This is a genomic window from Micromonospora sp. NPDC048907 (assembly GCF_055586885.1).
In genome coordinates, this window is record NZ_JBVJHI010000004.1 from 706674 (window position 1) to 723253 (window position 16580).

Sequence of the window (16580 nt, forward strand, 5' to 3'; positions counted from 1 at the left end):
GGCCCGACCCGCCCCGACATCGCTCAGACCCGGTAGAAGTTGGCGTAGTGGTCGGGTGAGAACCAGGTCGCCCCGGTGCTCTTGTTGACCACGATCCGGTACGCGTCCCGCGCGGCATTGCAGGCGCGCGGGTAGACGTCGTACTCGTAGTAGGTGGCGTTGGTGGGCAGCTGACCCTCGTAGTTGTAGAACCGGCCGCCGGCGAAGTTGCACAGGCCGCCGCTCCAGGAATACCAGCCGCGGCTCGTCGGGAAGCTCTTCGCGGACCAGCCGGAGCGCGCCGTGCGGGCGTCCGCGCAGCGGGTCATCGTGCACGAGCTGTAGACGGCGGCCTGCGCCGGCTCGGCGAGCCGGGTGGAGGCGGCCGGCGGGCCGACGAGCGCGGCGGCGACCAGGGCGGTGAGCAGGGCGCCCGCGCCGAGAGCCCGGCGTACGCGGGCGCGGGTGGCGCGGAGCGGGGTCGCGAGCGTGGTCAAGGGATCCTCCCTGAACTGGGCGACGATATCGATCGGCGTCGTTGTCCGATCGCGCCCAGTCTGGCGGTGATCCTCTCCGGCGTACAGTCCCGCGCGGCGACCGTGCCGCGAATGCCGGGTGAACGCTCGATGATCGACCGTGGCCGGGCGGCCCCTCGGGACCGCCCGGCCCGGCCGGTCAGCAGCCGATCCGGGTGGCGCCCAGCGCCACGTCGTCGAACCAGAGGGTGTCGGCCGCGCCGCCGTAGCTCTCCCAGCCGAGCTTGAGGTCGGTGAGCTGCGGACGCCAGGTACGGCCGTACCACTGCCCGTCGACGTCGTGAGTCGGCACGCCGTCGGCGGTCAGCCCGGCGACCGCCACGCCGTCGAGCCAGGTGCGCAACACCCCGGCGCTCCCGTCCACGAGGAACTCCACGCAGGACCAGCGGCCGGTGGGCAGCGGCACGCTCAGCGCCACCCCGGCCGGGCTCTGCTCGGGCAGGGTCGCGTCGTCGGAGGCCCGGTTCCACTGCAGCGCCCCGTTCTGCCCGCCCATCCGCAGGTCACGGTTGCCGTCGGCGGCGTCGGCCATGGCCACGAACGTGACGTGGTCGGCGGGGAGCGCGGTGGTGTGCCGGACCCAGAGCCGGCCGTAGCGGACCGGCCCCACCCCGGACAGGTCGCGGTTGGCCCGGACGAAGACGTGGTTGCAGTAGCCGCCCCCGCCGTCGATCCGGACGGACCGGCTCCCCCCGTGGGCGGCGGCGGTGTCCACGGCGGCGGCGCCGCTGCCGGCGCAGTCCGGATGCACCACGGTCCAGTCGCCCGAAGGCGTGGACCCGGTCTGGTTCTCGAAGCCGTCGCAGACCGCCGCGCCGGCGCAGCCGGCCGGCGGGGGCCCGGTCGGACTCGGCGAGACCGTCGGACTCGGGGAGGTGGTCGGTGTCGGACTCGGCGAGATCGTCGGTGAGCTGGTCGGCGAGGGCGGCGCGGTGGTCGGGCCGGGCGGCGCGCCGTTGCAGGGCACGCCGTTGAGCGCGAAGCCGGTCGGCGCCGGAGCGGCCGGACCGACGGTGCCCTGGACACCGAACTCGGTCGCGCCACCGGCCGGCACGCTGCCGTTCCAGGTGGCGTTGCGGGCGGTGACGGTGGCACCGGACTGGCTGACCACGGCGTTCCAGGCGCCGGTGATCCGTTGATCGCCGGGGTAGGTCCAGCTGACCGTCCAGCCGTTGAGGGCGGTGTCGCCGGGGCTGACCCGGACGGTGGCGGTGAACCCGCCCGGCCACACGGTGGGGCGGTAGTCGACCTGGCAGCCCTGCGCGGCGGCGGCCGGGCCGGCCACCAGCGGGGTGACGACGGCGGCGGCGACCAGGGTGGTGACGGCCGCCACGACCGGGGCGAGACGGGTGCGGGAGATCCTCATCGGGGTCCTCTCGGCGGACCGCCGGCCGATCGACCGGCGGTGCGGGAGTTGCGGGGACCTCGCGTGCCGACGCGCGCGACGGCGCGTACCGGACCTGCCCGGCTCGGGCGGGACGTTCAGCCGCCGTACGGCGGCGCCCGCCGGTCAATGTAGTGATGCCTGACGATGGATGGCAAGGGGTGCGGGCGGGCACGACCCGCCCGCACCCACCTCGCCTACTGGGCGAACGCCTGGAACTCGGCGATCCGCACGTTCTGCGCCTGCGGGCTGGCGGTGGCGCAGTCGGTCGCCGCCCGGGGGTCGGCGTCCTGCTCACCGGCGTACGCCGGCGCGCCGGTGCACTGGTTGGTCAGCACCTCGACGCGCAGGTGCGTCGCCTTCGTCCGCGGGATGTCGAACGACCGCATGATCAGCTCGGGCGCCCGGGGCCGGGGCGCCACCGACGGGAAGGCGTCCGCCGGGCTCGTGTACACCACCCGGAAGTCGGCGGCGTCGGCACAGGTCACCGCCTTCTTCGCCTCGCACGCCAGCACCCGGAACTGCCGCACCGCGGAGAACCGGCTCTGCGTGCCGGCGTCCGGGTCGTCGGCGACCGGCGGCCGCAGCATGGCGCTGACCTGCACCCGGCGCACCTGCTGGGTGCCGCCGGCCAGGTCGACGGTGACCTGCCGCCCGGCCACCGGCGCGCCGAGCGAGGCCCAGTTGGTGGCCTCGTCGTCGTCGGCGATCCTGGCGAGGTTGATCCCGTCACCGCTGACCGCCGCGCCGGCGCTGGTGGAGGCCAGGTTCCGGCGCAGCTGCACCGGCAGCCCCCGGACCTGCCCGGCCCGGACGGTGACCGGACCGATCCGGCGGTGCCCGTAACCCGGCGCCCGCACGACGAACTCGTACGTGCCGGGAACCAGGCTCACCCGGTCGGTCAGCGGGGTGGCCGCGTCGGTGTCCGCGACCGGCACGGCCCGGGCCTGGTAGCGGCCGACGAACAGCTGGGCTCCCGGCACGACCCCGTGGTCGCCCACCGGCGTGAACCGCAGGGTCCCCTCCCTGGCGTACGGGGAGGTGAAGCCGGGCGTCGGGTCGGCGTCGGCGTTGCCCACGCTGGCCGCCGCCTCACCGAGACCCCGGCCGGCGAAGGCGTTCCAGAGCAGGTCCTGGTTGGCCCCGCCGAAGCGGATCCGGTCGGCCGCGAGCATGGCGTCCCGGGCGTCGACCATGCTGACCTGGCTGACCGCCATGAGCAGGAACGAGTCGAAGACGAGCTGGATCCACCGCCGGTTGCCCGGGCACGCCGTCACCGGCGTCGCGCCCGTGGCGCAGGACTTCTGCAGGGCCGCGTTCCCGGCGCCGTAGCGGCGCATCATGGCGGCGCGGATGTCCACGTTGGTGGCGCTCCACACCTCGCCGGACGCGTGCACCTGGAGACCGACGAAGTCGTAGTCGATCGCGCTGTAGTTGAGCGGGCTGGCGCTCATGTTGTAGTTGCGGATGCCGGCCCGCGGGTCGCCGGTGGTGTATTCACCGATGGTGAAGCCGCGCTGGCCCGGCGCCGCGTACCCGTGCTCGTAGAGGTACTCCATGGCGAGCTGGTCCGACCAGCTCTCGCTCATCCCCTGCGGTGAGCTGACCCCGGCGCTCGGTCCGGCGATCATGCGGCCGCTGATCGCGTGGCCGTACTCGTGGGCGATGACCGACATGTCGAAGTCGCCGTCCACGCAGGGCGGGTAGAACGAGCCGGCGCTCGGCTGCCACAGGTACATGTTGGTGGTCGGCGCGATGCCGTCCGGCGGGGTGATCTGGTTGGCGTTGTTGCGGGCGGCGAAGGTCGGCGGGCCGCCGCTGACGCCGCCGGCCTGGGCGTTGCCCTGCTCCGGGTCGCTGCCCAGCCCGCCACGGCCGAGGTTGTCCCGCTGCATGTTCCAGGTCGCCTCGGTGAAGCCCAGATGGTACGACCAGTCGTGCATCCGGTTGTGCATCGCGAACAGGTTCGCCCGGGCCGCGTCGATGTCGTTGGCCTGCGGTGAGGTGAAGGTGTCCGGGCTGCACTTCTGCTCGTACCACTGGTTGGTCCACGGGTACTTGTAGTTCCGGTCGGGGCGCGGGGTGGCCGTCTCGGTGCCCACGCTGAACGGGTCGTTGCTGAACCAGTTCTGCACGGCGATCGCGTTGTTGCCGTTTGTCGTGGCGGTGGACGCCCCGGTGGCCGGGTCCACGTCCCACGCCGGGTGCCCGGGCACGCCGACCACCTCGGCGCAGCCCGCGGCCGGCTCGGCGCACCAGCGCACGCGGGTGTCGGTGGAGGACTTGTCGACCGACGGGGAGTTCGGGAAGACCTCCCACGACGGGTTGTCCACGTCGTGGTCCACCAGGTCCTCGCGGACCAGCACGCTGCCGTCGCGGGCGTCCACGTAGGTGGCGAAGGCCGCCGGGTCCGCGCCGGTGACGTCCGCGCCGAGAACCACCTCGTACGCCGCCCGCGGCCCCCGGTCCGCCGTCGGCACCGCGACCAGCGAGGTACGCAGCACCGTCGGCCCGGTCAGGCCGGCGTCGGCCGCCGCGGCCCGCCGCGCCTCGTCGGCGCTGATCGTGGCCGGAGCCGGCGCCCCGCCGTCCCGGGCCAGGGACGAGCTGACGTGCCACACCTGCCCGTCCCGGACGCCGACCGCCAGCATGCCGTCGACCGCGGCGGGCAGGTCCCCGAAGCGCTGCCGGAACAGCACGGTGGCGCCGTCCCCCATCGGCGCGACGGTCAACTGCTCCAGCGCGGCGGCGCCTGCCTCGGTCAGCCCGAGCACGTCCCGGTTCGCGGCCACGTACGCGCGAGCGGCGGCGGCCGGGTCGGTGGGCAGGCCGGCGGCGAGCGGCCGATCGGTCGAGGTCAGGGTGGCGGGGGTGCCGAAGGCGGTCCAGCGGGCACGCGCCCCGAGCGCGGCGGCCCGGTCCCGCTGCCGCGCGTCGGGAGCGGTCCGCCCCTTCCGGTTGTCCCTGGTCTTGCTGTCGTGGCGGTCGCCCGGCAGGTGGCCGGGCTGCGCCTGGGTCGGGGTCTCGTCCCGGGGTGCGGCCTGACCGCCGGCTCCCGCGGTCAGGACCATTCCGGCCGCGAGTAGCAGCGCGGTGGCCCCCGTCGTCGCACGCGATGGTGTGCGCACGGTCCCTCCTGTGTGTCGAACGGCAATGTCCGTCCTGCCATCCGACCAGCCCGAGTGGACCGTCAACACCAGCCGAACATCCACAAATCATGATGTGTCGATGCGGCGTCCCGGCTCCCGTCTCAGCCGGTCGGGCCGCCCCGGCGGGCGAGGATGGCCCGGGTCTCCCGGCGTACCTCGTCGGGCTCGTGCACCAGGCGACGATGGGCGAAACGGACCACCAGGATGCCCACGGTCGCCAGCAGCGCGTCCCGGCGCAGGTCGACCTCCCGCTGCCGCGGGTCGCCGTGCGTGGTGGCGCCGTCGAGTTCGATGTCGACGCGCTCCCGCTCGGCGAACAGGTCCAGGTACATGGTGCGGCGCCCGACGCGTACCCGCGCCTGGCGGCGGAAGGCCGGCATCCCCGGGCCGGTGAACACCTGCTCGTGTCCCCAGATCTCCAGCGGGCTGCGGCAGCCCTCGCCGAGCCGCGCCAGCAGCGTGCGGAGCGCTGCCCGATCCGGCAGCTTGGGCGCGATCCGCAGGGTCTCCACCAGCCGATCGGGTGTGGTGAGCCGGTCGTTGACCGCCCGGATCACCGGCGCCCGCCGCTCGCCGGACGGCAGCATCGGCCACGAGTCGACGAGGGCCTGTTCGAGTCGGGTCACGGTGAGGCCCCGCCGGACCACCACGTGCGGCGGCTCGAGGAGGAGGCCCCGGCGCCGGTGCACGGCCACCCCGGGCCGGCTGCGGAGGCCCGCGTCGGCCGGGGCGCTCAGGTGCACCAGATCACCCGCCCGCGGCCGGCGCATCCCCCAGATCGCGAGGGCGCTGAGGTGGCTGAGCGCACCGCGGCCGTCGGCCCACAGGTGGGCCGCGCGAAAGCCCACGGCGGTGTCGAGTCGGCCGATGGTCGCACCGTCGTCGCGCTGTTCCGGTCGATCGGTCAGCAGGTGCGCCGCCGCGAACACCTCGGGCAGCACCCGCACCAGGTCGGCGCGTCCGCACGCCCGCCGCAGCGTCCACTCCGGCACCACCTGCTCGGCCAGCACGCGGGTCACCAGGCCGCCGCCCCGCTCCACCATTTCCCGAAGCACCGCATCCACACCCCGACCCTGACGCCCCCACCCCGCCTCCCCCAACAACCCGAACCCTCACCTGTGCAGAACCACCACGCTGTGGACAGCCCCCACCATCCCCGCGTCGCCTGCTAGAGGCCCCCGATCGTTGACGGCTGCTGTGCCGGTTCGTCGGCGTGTCCGGTCACCTGTCCGTCAGCGATCGTGACGTCCACCAGCGCCGCGACGGCGCACACCCGTCCCGGCCCGCGCGGCTGCCGTGCGCCGCCGCGCCGGGTTGTTAGCGTGGGACGGCGGAGGGCCGGCCTGACGCCTCCGCACACCCCTCCAACGGCCGCACCGACCCCGCACCGGCGCGGCCGGGCGACGCACGGCTGCTCGACGGAGAGGGGTGCGATGACCGGAACGCCCGGCGACGACGGCGGCTCCCACGACGGCAAGAACGGCGGCTCCCGCGACGGCGAGACGGACGCCGGCTCCCGCGACGGCGGGACGGACGGCGGCAGTCCCGGGTCCGGCTACGGCCGGAGCGTCGAGGGCGGCCCGGTGCCCGCACGGGACCGGTGGGAGCCGTGGCTCGCCCGTGCCCGGGAACTCGGGGCGGCCACGTGGCGCGTCGCGAAGCGGGTGTGGGCGGCGGCGCGGCCCGTGCTGGACCAGTTGCGGTGGGCCGAGGCGGAGGCCTCATCCGTGACGCTCGTCGACCGGCGGGCGGCACCGACCCTGCTGGTGCCGGCGCAGGGTCAGGTCTACCACTTCGTGGTCCGGACCACCTTCACCTGGACCTCGGACACCGCGCGGCCGGAGCTGTTCGGCTGGTACGTCGACCAGTTCCAGCCGCAGGCCATGCAGCGGCTGCGGCGCCTCGCGGTCCGGTGCGCCGCGGAGATCCCGCCGGACCGCTCCCGGGCGTTCGCACTCGCGCTGGACGACGCGATGACCAACGACGACGCCCTCCCCTGGAGTTACGAGCGCGGCGACGTCACGTTCACCTGCGAGCCGGACGTGTCGGTCCACCTGGACGAACCGGTCCGCGAACTGCTCCGGCCGTACTGGGACAAGCGCATCGCCCTGGAGTGGAAGCGCGACCTCGAACGCCGCCGGGCGGAGTACGCCGAAGAACAGCGCGCGCGCCGTCCCGCGGAGACACCGGGGGACGGCTCCGCGCCGGCGGCCGGCATGCCGGAGGCGCTCCGGGAGGAGCACCCGCCGCGCCAGCGGGAGGCCGGGGTGGGCGGCACGGGGCGGCGACCGGCCGACCAGGGCCGGCGGGAGGCCCGCCCGAAGGGCGCGCCGCGGGGGCCCCGGCCGCCGGACTCCCCGGTGGAGCAGTTCAGCCCGCTGGAACCTCTCCTGCCGCCGACCGCGCATCCCGCTCCAGCGCCGCGACCGGCGCCCCCGCAGCCGGGCGAGGCCCCGTCGGGCGACCCGGACAGCTCCGGGCCGCCCGACGCCTGAGCGCTCAGCAGTTGTTGGTGCTGGTCTGGTTGCGCTTCAGGTAGTCGGACCAGGTGACGCCCTGCACCACCGAGACGACGACGCTGCCGTCGTGGATCTGCTCGTAGTGCAGGTGCGGGCTGAGGTCGTACTTCGCCGACGTGGCGCCGACCTTGCCGATGACGGTGCCCTGGTTCACGGTGTCGCCTGCGGCGACCAGCCGCTCGCTGAGGTGGGCGTACCGGGTGCGCCAGCCGTCACCGTGCCCGATGACGATGGTGTTCCCGTAGCCGGTCGTGGTCGAGTAGTACGACTCCAGCACGGTGCCGCCGGCACTGGCGACCACCCGACGGCCCAGGTCGTCGGGGCTGCCGTTGGCGTCGTAGTGGTTCCAGTCGATGGCGTGTGCCGGGCTGTGCCCGTTCCAGTTGTTGCCCTGCCAGGTCTGGCCGCACAGGAACGGCATCCGGAAGCCCGGCCGGGCGGCCTGCGCGGGCTGCACCCCGGTCAGCGCCCCGGCGACGGCGGCAACGGTGAGCAGCGCGAGGGCGCGCCACCGGGCGGCGGTGAACGTCAAGGACATCGGTCCCCTCTCCCACGATCAGCGATGTGGATCGATGCTATGGGCGGCCACCGGCGAGGTACATACCTACAGGAATGAATGCCTGACCAAAACTTTCCGCCAGCCCGCCGCGGGCGGCGTGACGGGCGGCAGGTCGGCCGTGCCCGCGTACGGCAGAATCGGCGGGCGATGGAGGCGGCGAGGATCCTCACCGCGCTCGCCGAGCTGGCCCCGGCCGGCGCCGAGCGGACCTTCGACGTGTCCGGCGCCGGCCGCCCGCTGATCTGGCTGCCCGAGCCCGACCGGGGGCCGCGCGGCACCAGGCTGGACCGGCTGGCGGCCCTGGACGCGCTGCACCGCGACGAGCGGATCCTGCGCCGGGGCCTGGCCTTCGTCGTCGGCGGGGCCGACCTCGACGGGGGCCGGCGGCGGGTCCGCGTGCCGTTGCTGGCCCAGCCGGTACGCCTGGACCGCACCCGCCGCGGCTACCGGATCGTGCCCGCCGGGGACCTGGAGCTGACCTCGCTGATCGAGGACCGGGACCTGGCCGCCCGGCTGGAGGCCGCGCCGGGCCTCGCCGGGCCGGGCTGGCTCGGCGCGCCCGGCACCACGGCGTGGATCACCGCCGCGGCCGAGGCCGCCGGGCTGAAGCTGGAGGCGGTGCTGGCCCGGCCGCCCCGTCGCATCGACGAGGAGACGCTGACCGGGGTCGCCGCCGCCGCGCTCTTCACCACCCGCGACGTGCTCGCCGGCCGGCTGCGCGACACCCTGCTCGGCTGGGCGGGCCGCCCCGGGCTGGCGGACACGGCGCTGAGCCGCCTCTACGCCGACCGGACCGGGAACGTCCAGGCCGGTGACACCGGCGACCGGACCGGGAACGTCCCGGCTGACGACACCGAGGTGCTGTCGCCGCTGCCGTTGAACGACGCCCAGCGCGACGTGGTGCGGCGGACCAGGACCGAGCCGGTGGTGGTCGTGACGGGCGCGCCCGGCAACGGCAAGAGCCACGCCCTGGTCGCCGCCGCGCTGGACACGGTCGACCGGGGCGGATCGGTGCTGGTGGCCACCCAGTCGGTGCACGCCGCGGAGGTGCTGGGCGAGCTGCTGCGCCGGCACCCCGGTCCGACGCCGGTGCTGTTCGGCGACGCGGAGCGCCGCGAGACCATCGCCGCGGACCTGGCCGGCGGCGCGGCGGCGGGGGTGGACGACGCCACGCTGCGGGCCGACGAAGCGGCCGTGGCGTCCGCCCGGGACCGGGTGGCGGCCGTGTCGGCCGGCATCGCCGCCGCCCTCGACGAGGAACGCCGGGCCGCCGCGCTGCCGGGCTGGCAGCCGCTGCTGCCCGCCCTGAGCCGGGACGCCCCGGGCCTGTTCGAGCCGGACACCGACCTGGTCGCGGTCCGGTCGGCGCTGGCCGACGCCACGTCGGCCGGCGACGGCTGGTGGCGGCGCTGGCGGCGGGCCCGCGCCGGGCGGCGGCTGCGCCGGCTCGCGGGCGGCGACGTGCCGGCGGAGCGGGTGCGGGCCGCCGTGGAGGCGGCGAGCGCGGTACGGGCGGCGGCGCGGCTGGCCGCCACCGGTGGCACCGACCTGGCGGCCGCGTGGCACAGCCTGACGGAGGCGGACGCCGCGCTGGCCGACGCCGTCGGCACGGCGATGCGCCACCGGGCGGCCAGCGCCCGGCGGTGGACCGGCGCGGCGCGCCGCGCCACCAGCGGGCTCGGCGCCGCGCTGCGGGCCGGCCGGAACCGCCGCCGCGAGCTGCTCGCCGGGCTGAACGCGGAGGCGCTGGTGCGGGCCCTGCCGCTCTGGGTGGGTACGGTCACCGACGTCGAGGACCTGCTGCCACCGGTGCCCGGGATGTTCGACCTGGTGGTGCTCGACGAGGCCGCGCACATCGACCAGCTGCGGGCCGCGCCGGCGCTGGCCCGGGCGCGGCGCGCGCTGGTGGCCGGCGATCCCCGGCAGCTCCGGTTCGTGTCGTTCGTGGCCGACGTGGACGTGGCCGCCACCCTGCGCCGGCACGGTCTGGACCGGTTCGGCGACCGGCTCGACGTGCGCCGGTCGAGCGCCTTCGACGTGGCGGCCGGCGCCGCCCCGGTCACCTGGCTGGGCGAGCACCACCGGTCCGTCCCGCACCTGATCCAGTTCTCCGCGCGCCGGTTCTACGGTGACCGGCTGGAGCTGGTCACCCGGCATCCGCGCAACGAGCGTGCCGATGTCATCGACGTGCTGACCGTCGCCGGGGCGAGCGTGGTCGACGGTGTCAACCGGGCCGAGGTCACCGCCGCCCTCGACCTCGTACGGCGGCTCGCCGGCGACCCACCGGCGGGCGGGATCGCGGTGGTCAGCCCGTTCCGCGCCCAGGCGGACGCGCTGGAGGCGGCGCTGCTGGCCGCGTTCGACGTCGACGAGATCGAGCGTCTCGGCCTGCGGTCGGGCACCGTGCACGCGTTCCAGGGCAGCGAGGCGGACGTGGTGGTCGCGTCGCTGGGGCTGGTCGACGGTGACCCGCCGTCGCGGCACCGGTTCGTGGCCGAGCCCAACCTGTTCAACGTGCTGGTCACCCGGGCCCGCGCGCGGCTGGCCGTGGTCACCTCCCTGCGGTCGCCCGAGGGCCTGGTGGCTGACTACCTGGCCTACGCGGGCCGCCCGCCGGTCGCGCCCGACGCGGAACCGGTGACGGGCTGGACCGCCGACCTGGCGGAGGAGCTGCGCCGGCTCGGGCTGCCGGTGCGGCCCGGGTATCCGGTGGGCCGCTGGCGGGTCGACCTCTGCGTGGGCACGGACGCGGACGCGGTCGGCGTGGTCTGCGCGGTGCACCCGGAGGGGGTCGCGGCGCACCTGGAGCGGCAGCGCACACTGGCCCGGGCCGGTTGGCGGCTGCACGACGTGTTCGCCAGCCGCTGGGCGGACGACCCGATCCGGGCCGCCCTGGATCTGGCGTCCCGCCTCAGGAGGTGACACCCCACCGGCCGGCACGGGCGGCGGGTGACGGCCCACCGGCCGGCACGGGCGGCGCTCAGGCGGCGAGCGCCGCGTACCGGCCGGCGCGGTCGAGCAGGGTGTCGTGGGTGCCGGACTCGACGATCCGGCCGTGGTCGAGCACGGCGATCTGGTCGGCGTCGCGGACGGTGGAGAGTCGGTGCGCGATGGTGATCACGGTGCGACCGCGGGCCAGCTGGTCGAAGGCCCGCTGCACGGCGCGCTCGGTCTCGGTGTCCAGCGCGCTGGTCGCCTCGTCCAGCACGAGGATCCGCGGGTCGCGCAGCAGGGTCCGGGCGATGGCCAGGCGCTGCTTCTCGCCGCCGGAGAACCGGTGGCCGCGGGAGCCGACCACCGTGTCGTACCCGTCGGGCAGCGCGGCGATCAGGTCGTGGATCTGCGCGGCGCGGGCGGCGGCCTCGATGTCGGCGTCGGTGGCGTCGGGGCGGGCGTACCGGAGGTTCTCCCGCACGGTGGCGTGCAGCAGGTAGGTCTCCTGGCTGACCACGCCCACGACGGCGGCCAGGTCGGCCAGGCGCAGGTCGCGGAGGTCGACGCCGTCGACGGTGATCCGCCCGGCGTCGGGGTCGTGCAGCCGGCTGATCAGCCCGGCGAGGGTGCTCTTGCCGGAGCCGGTCTCGCCCACGAGGGCCAGGCTGGTGCCGGCCGGGACGTCGAGGCTCACGCCGGCCACGGCGGCGGTGTCGCTGCCCGGGTAGCTGAAGGTGACGTCGTGAAAGCGCAGGTGCCCGCGCACCCGGGCCGGGTCGAGGGCCACCGGCCGCGCCGGGTCGGCCACCTCGACGGGCAGGTCGAGGTATTCGAAGATCCGGGCGAACAGCGCCATCGAGGCGGTCAGCGAGACGCCGACGTTGAGCAGACCCATGAGCGGCCGGAACAGGTTGCCCTGGAGGGCGGTGAAGGCGACCAGGGTGCCGATGGTCAGCGTGCCGGCGGTGCCGGGCAGGCCGGCGCCGAGGTAGATGACGGCCGGGATGGCCGCGAAGATCACCGTCATGGTGGCCATCCGCCAGCGGCCGGCCAGCTCCGAGCGGAGTTCCAGGTCGACGAGGCGGGCGGAGGAGGCGGTGAACCGGTCGACCAGGGTCGCGCCGGCCCCGAGGGTCTTGGCGAGCTGCACGCCGCTGATCGACAGCCCCTCCTCGATGGTGACGTTGAGGTCGGCCAGTTCGCGCTGGCGGTGGGCGGTGATCTCCCGGCGCAGCCGGGCGACCCGCCGGGTCAGCCAGATGGCGGGCGGCAGCACGACCACCGAGACGAGGGTGAGCCGCCAGCTCAGCGCGACCATGGCGATCACGGTGGCGATGACGGTGGTGAGGTTGGCGGCGATCGAGGTGGCGGTGGAGGTGACCACCGCCTGCATGCCGCCGATGTCGTTGGTGATCCGCGACTGCACCTCGCCGGTGCGGGTGCGGACGAAGAAGCCGATGGACTGGCGCTGGAGGTGCGTGAAGACGTCGGTGCGCAGCCGGTGCATGACCTCCTGCCCGACGCGGGTGGAGATCCAGGTCTGCGCGACGCCGAGCACGGCGGTCACCGCGGCGACGCCGACCATGCCCGCGACGAGCCAGGCCAGCAGGGTCAGGTCGCGCTCCGGGAGGGCGCGGTCGATCACGGTACGCAGCAGGAAGGGCGACGCCATCGCGATCACGGACGACGCCACGATGATCGCGACCACGGCGGCGAGGGGGCCGCGGTGAGCGGTGAAGAGGCCGCCGATCCGGCGCAGCGACACCTGGCGGGCCTGCGTCTTCTCGGCGGCTGTCACGGTGGTCCGGCCGCCGCCGCGGCCGTCTCGGAATCCGTCCAAGGGGGTGCTCTCTTTCGTCGGGCGATATGCTGAGGTTACCTCATCATGAGGTAACAACAGTATGTGCTGCTACCGTATTCCGGTGACCGGCAGCGACGAGGAGAGCCTGGCCGAGACGTTCTGGGCGGTGGCCCGGCGGCTGCGCCACCAGTCCAAGCGCACCCTCGAACCCTGGGAGATCAACCCGGGGCACGCCCGGGCGCTCGCCGTGCTCATGCGCCACGGCGCGGTCCGGCTCAGCGCGCTCGCCGAGCACCTGCGCATCGCGCCCCGCTCCGCCACTGAGGTGGTTGACGACCTCGAGGAGCGCGGGCTCGTGGCGCGTCAGCCCGATCCCGCCGACCGGCGGGCCACGCTGGTCGGGCTCACCGACGAGGGCACTCGGATCAGCGCGGCGATCCGCGCCGCCCGGACCGCCGAGGCAGAACGCTTTTTCGGGGACCTCAGCGACAGCGACCGGGCCGACCTGGCCCGCATCCTGCGGACGCTGCGCGACTGATCACGGGCGGTCTGGCCGCCGCGGGGATCTTCCTCGATCCGCGTGGCCGTCTCGAGCAGCGCGGCGGCTCCCGGCGGATCACGTCGGACGGGCCGCGGCTGGAGCTGGCCAGCGGCGGCACGGCGAGCTGGTCGGCCGGCTGGTCGAGCTGGCATGCGCCGACACGTTCACCGCGGCAATGACCGAGACCTTGGCACCGTGGATCGGGGCGGCCAGCGAGCGTGCCTACCGGACAGGCGGCTCAGTCCGCCGTGCCGGCGCGGGGAGAGGCTGGTCCGACGGCACCTGCGCCGGTGTGCGCCACCATCGGCGCGACGCCAGCCCGGCCAGCATGGCTCCGGCGGCGTTGACCAGCACGTCATCGACGGAGGACACCCGATCCAGCCACAGCACGTACTGTGCGGTTTCGACCAGGACCGAGCAGCCTGCCGCGAGCGCCAGGATCCGCGGCACGGACGCCAGCGTCGCGAACCGTATCGGGGCGAAGAAACCCAGCGCTGCGAAGATCAGCAGGTTGCCGCCGATCCCGACGGGCCCCATCGTGACGAGATCCCTCAGCGGAACCAGGCTCACCCGACCGGGAACGAAGCCGGCCCCCGGTCCCGGCATCATGGTCATCCATACGAACGGCACCGTTCCATAGACCATGCCCACCTCGGCCAGCGACATCCGCCACGCCGGTGTGACGCCGGCGGCGCGCCGACGGTGCGCCAGAGCCAACGCCACCATCGTGGCCAACGGCAGCCCCACCAGCATCATGAGCAGCACACCGTTCACCGTGTCGTAGCAGCCATGCCAACGGCCGGCCATGCACCGCGGAGCGGCCATCAGGAGCGGCCGCCGTACGGCGAACGCCACGATCGCCAGGCCAAGGATCGCCAGGCCGACGATCACGGTCCGGCGCGTACGGCGGGCCGGACGTGAGCGGAGTGCACTCTGATTCATGCCCTCATCCAAGAGGGAGGACTGTAGGGCCGGCGTAAGCGCCTGTGGAGACGTCCTCGATATTCCGAATGCCCGGTGTCGTAGCCGAGCACCTCGGTTCCGACCTGGGCCCGCAGCCTCGGGGCCAGATCCCGCGCGTACGCGACCGGCCTCGCGGCGACCTACGTCAGCCTGCCCGAAGTGTGAGGTCAGCGCAGGCCGGCGGCGATGGCGTCGACCAGCAGCGCGCCGATGGTGCGGGCCAGCGTGGCGCGGGCCGCCGCCACGTCCAGGCCCATGGCGTCGCGCATCATGGCCCAGGCCGCCCAGGTGCAGGCCACCGTCAGCGCGTCCAGCAACTGCTCGCGCCCCTCCCCCGCGTGCGCCAGCTCCGGGTCGAAGACCAGCTCGACCTCGTGGCGGACCCGGGCGATGGCCGCCTCGCGGTTGCGCCGCAGCTGCGGGGAGAACGGCTCCCGCAGCGCCGAGGCGCGCGCCGAGGGCGCCAGCACCTCCAGCATCTCGGCCCGCTGGTCGCAGAACTCGGCGATCCGCCGGGTGAGCGGCAGCTCGGGCGGGATCGGCCGCCAGAGCGCGTCCAGCCGCTCCTCGACCAGCCGCCCGGTCGCGGCGAACAGGGTCTCCATGTCCTTGAAGTTGGTCCACAGGGTGCGCAGGGACACCCCGGCGCGCTCGGCGATCCGCTCCCCGGTGGGCCGCAGGTCGCCCTCGTCGATGAGCGCCAGGTGCGCCTCGACGATGGCGGCCCGGGTCCGCTCGGCCCGCGCCGACCGGCCGTCCACCCGCGCCGGCGCGTCGGCGTCCACCTCGATCATGCGTGCGCCCCCTGTGCGTAGCTCCTGGCCGGCGTCGCCGCCGCCCCGGTGGCGTCACGCCGGAATGGTGCACTCTACGTGCGCGTCGCCGGGCGGCCGTCACCGCGGTGACGGCCGCCCGGCCCGCGGCGGTGGTCAGGTCGTCGGGATGGCGTCCGCCGGCGGGGTGGTCGGCGGCTCGGTGAACTCGGTGACCGCGGCGTCGCCGTCGTCGGTGGTGTACGTCGGGCCGAAGTACGTCTGCGCGCCGTTCTGGACCTTGCTCAGCCGCACGCCGCTGTACCCGGCGTGCACGTCGCCGCTGTACCGGAACGGGGTGAGCCCGGGACCCCGGAAGCCGCCCTTCTGCACGGCCTCCACCAGCTTCTCCCGGGTCGGGTCCTTGCCGGCGGCGAGCAGCGCCTGCACGAAGGTGTACGCCATCGAGTAGCCGTAGATCGCGTTGCCGTCGATCGGGTTGGCCGAGTTGTACTTCTGGTGGATCTTGGTGAACTCCTGGATCCACGGGTTCGCCGTGTCACCCACCATCGGCAGGTAGTTGTCGGCGACCATGCCCTCCAGGATCACCTTCTTGTCGCCGAGCTGGTTCGACAGCGTCGTGTAGTCGGCGCCCACGTTGGACACCACCCACTGCGCGCGGAAACCCTGCCCGGCGGCCTGCCCCATGGCCAGCGCCGTGAAGCCCGGGATGCTCGCCGAGATCACCACCTGGCAGCCGGCCGCCTTGAGCGCCCCGATGGCCGGGCCGACCTGCTGGTTGGTCGTGGTGTAGGTCTGCTTGGCCGCCACCGGGCCGAGGACCTTCTCGACGCCGGCCAGCGAGTCCCGCCCGAAGTCGTCGTTCTGCCCGAAGTGGCAGACCTTGGCGCCGGGGAACTGCTGCTTCACCCAGGTGGCCAGGATCTTGCCCTCGACGGTGTAGTCGGGCTGCCAGCCGAAGGTGGTCGGGTACTTGTCGGGCTGGTTCCAGTTCCGGCTGCCGGAGGAGACGAACAGGTCGGGCACCTTCTGGGTCTTGACGAACTCCAGCACGTTGGTGTGGGTCGGGGTGCCCAGCCCGCCGAGGAGCGCGAAGACCTTGTCGTCGAGCACCAGCTTGCGGACCACGTTCTCGGTGTTGGCGGGGTTGTAGCCGTCGTCCATGACCTTGTAGACGATCTTCCGGCCGTTCACCCCGCCCTTGCTGTTGATGTGCTCGAAGTACGCCTTCGTGGCGGCGGAGATCTTCGAGTAGCCGGGCGCGGCCGGGCCGGTGAGCGGTTGGTGGGTGCCGATGACGACCTCGGTGTCGGTGACGCCGGGGACGTTCTCGGCGGCCTGCTTCTCGTCGTCGGCGCAGGCCGGCACGGCGGCCAGCAGAGCGAGGCCGGTGGCGGCCGCGAGTATGCGGCGGGTGGTGGGACGCATGGTTCTCCATTCCG

Annotated in this window: 12 protein-coding genes; 3 read left to right on the forward strand and 9 right to left on the reverse strand. The window is 74.5% G+C overall.

Annotation, left to right across the window (positions count from 1 at the left end; all coding sequences use genetic code 11):
* Window positions 1-23 precede the first annotated feature (23 nt).
* The 4 genes from ACZ6PY_RS17265 to ACZ6PY_RS17280 form a co-directional block, all read right to left on the reverse strand.
* Window positions 24-476 (reverse strand): ribonuclease domain-containing protein, encoded by a 453-nt coding sequence (locus ACZ6PY_RS17265; protein ID WP_466073241.1) that lies wholly within the window; start codon window positions 474-476, stop codon window positions 24-26.
* 178 nt (window positions 477-654) lie between these two features.
* The gene (locus ACZ6PY_RS17270; protein WP_466073243.1) at window positions 655-1881 is read right to left on the reverse strand and encodes a cellulose-binding domain-containing protein; all 1227 of its coding nucleotides are present in this window, start codon (window positions 1879-1881) and stop codon (window positions 655-657) included.
* Between the two features lie 215 nt (window positions 1882-2096).
* Window positions 2097-5027 carry a M36 family metallopeptidase gene (locus tag ACZ6PY_RS17275; protein WP_466073245.1) on the reverse strand — a complete coding sequence of 977 codons (2931 nt, stop codon included), beginning with the start codon at window positions 5025-5027 and terminating at the stop codon, window positions 2097-2099.
* 122 nt (window positions 5028-5149) lie between these two features.
* Window positions 5150-6103, reverse strand: a complete 954-nt coding sequence (locus ACZ6PY_RS17280) for an endonuclease domain-containing protein (protein WP_466073247.1) — start codon at window positions 6101-6103, stop codon at window positions 5150-5152.
* 378 nt (window positions 6104-6481) lie between these two features.
* On the opposite strand from ACZ6PY_RS17280, the gene ACZ6PY_RS17285 reads away from it, so the two are divergent.
* Window positions 6482-7543 carry a hypothetical protein gene (locus ACZ6PY_RS17285; protein ID WP_466073249.1) on the forward strand — a complete coding sequence of 354 codons (1062 nt, stop codon included), beginning with the start codon at window positions 6482-6484 and terminating at the stop codon, window positions 7541-7543.
* 4 nt (window positions 7544-7547) lie between these two features.
* On the opposite strand, the gene ACZ6PY_RS17290 is transcribed toward ACZ6PY_RS17285, so the two are convergent.
* Complete coding sequence (locus tag ACZ6PY_RS17290) at window positions 7548-8105, reverse strand: M23 family metallopeptidase (RefSeq protein WP_466073251.1); 558 nt, start codon at window positions 8103-8105, stop codon at window positions 7548-7550.
* A 168-nt stretch (window positions 8106-8273) separates the two neighbouring features.
* Here ACZ6PY_RS17290 and ACZ6PY_RS17295 point away from each other — a divergent pair, with 168 nt between their 5' ends.
* Window positions 8274-11048 (forward strand): AAA domain-containing protein, encoded by a 2775-nt coding sequence (locus tag ACZ6PY_RS17295; RefSeq protein WP_466073253.1) that lies wholly within the window; start codon window positions 8274-8276, stop codon window positions 11046-11048.
* Window positions 11049-11106: 58 nt separating this feature from the next.
* On the opposite strand, the gene ACZ6PY_RS17300 is transcribed toward ACZ6PY_RS17295, so the two are convergent.
* Window positions 11107-12900, reverse strand: coding sequence for an ABC transporter ATP-binding protein (locus ACZ6PY_RS17300; protein WP_466073255.1), 1794 nt, complete (start codon window positions 12898-12900; stop codon window positions 11107-11109).
* An 82-nt stretch (window positions 12901-12982) separates the two neighbouring features.
* Here ACZ6PY_RS17300 and ACZ6PY_RS17305 point away from each other — a divergent pair, with 82 nt between their 5' ends.
* Entirely contained in the window at window positions 12983-13399 is a 417-nt protein-coding gene (locus tag ACZ6PY_RS17305) for a MarR family winged helix-turn-helix transcriptional regulator (RefSeq protein WP_466073256.1), read from the forward strand.
* 225 nt (window positions 13400-13624) lie between these two features.
* On the opposite strand, the gene ACZ6PY_RS17310 is transcribed toward ACZ6PY_RS17305, so the two are convergent.
* The 3 genes from ACZ6PY_RS17310 to ACZ6PY_RS17320 all read right to left on the reverse strand — a co-directional run bounded on the left by ACZ6PY_RS17310 (window position 13625) and on the right by ACZ6PY_RS17320 (window position 16566).
* Entirely contained in the window at window positions 13625-14293 is a 669-nt protein-coding gene (locus tag ACZ6PY_RS17310) for a VanZ family protein (RefSeq protein WP_466073258.1), read from the reverse strand.
* Window positions 14294-14532: 239 nt separating this feature from the next.
* Window positions 14533-15159: a TetR/AcrR family transcriptional regulator gene (locus ACZ6PY_RS17315; RefSeq protein WP_466073260.1), complete on the reverse strand. Its 627-nt coding sequence runs from the start codon at window positions 15157-15159 to the stop codon at window positions 14533-14535.
* Window positions 15160-15294: 135 nt separating this feature from the next.
* Window positions 15295-16566 (reverse strand): ABC transporter substrate-binding protein, encoded by a 1272-nt coding sequence (locus ACZ6PY_RS17320; RefSeq protein WP_466073262.1) that lies wholly within the window; start codon window positions 16564-16566, stop codon window positions 15295-15297.
* Window positions 16567-16580 lie beyond the last annotated feature (14 nt).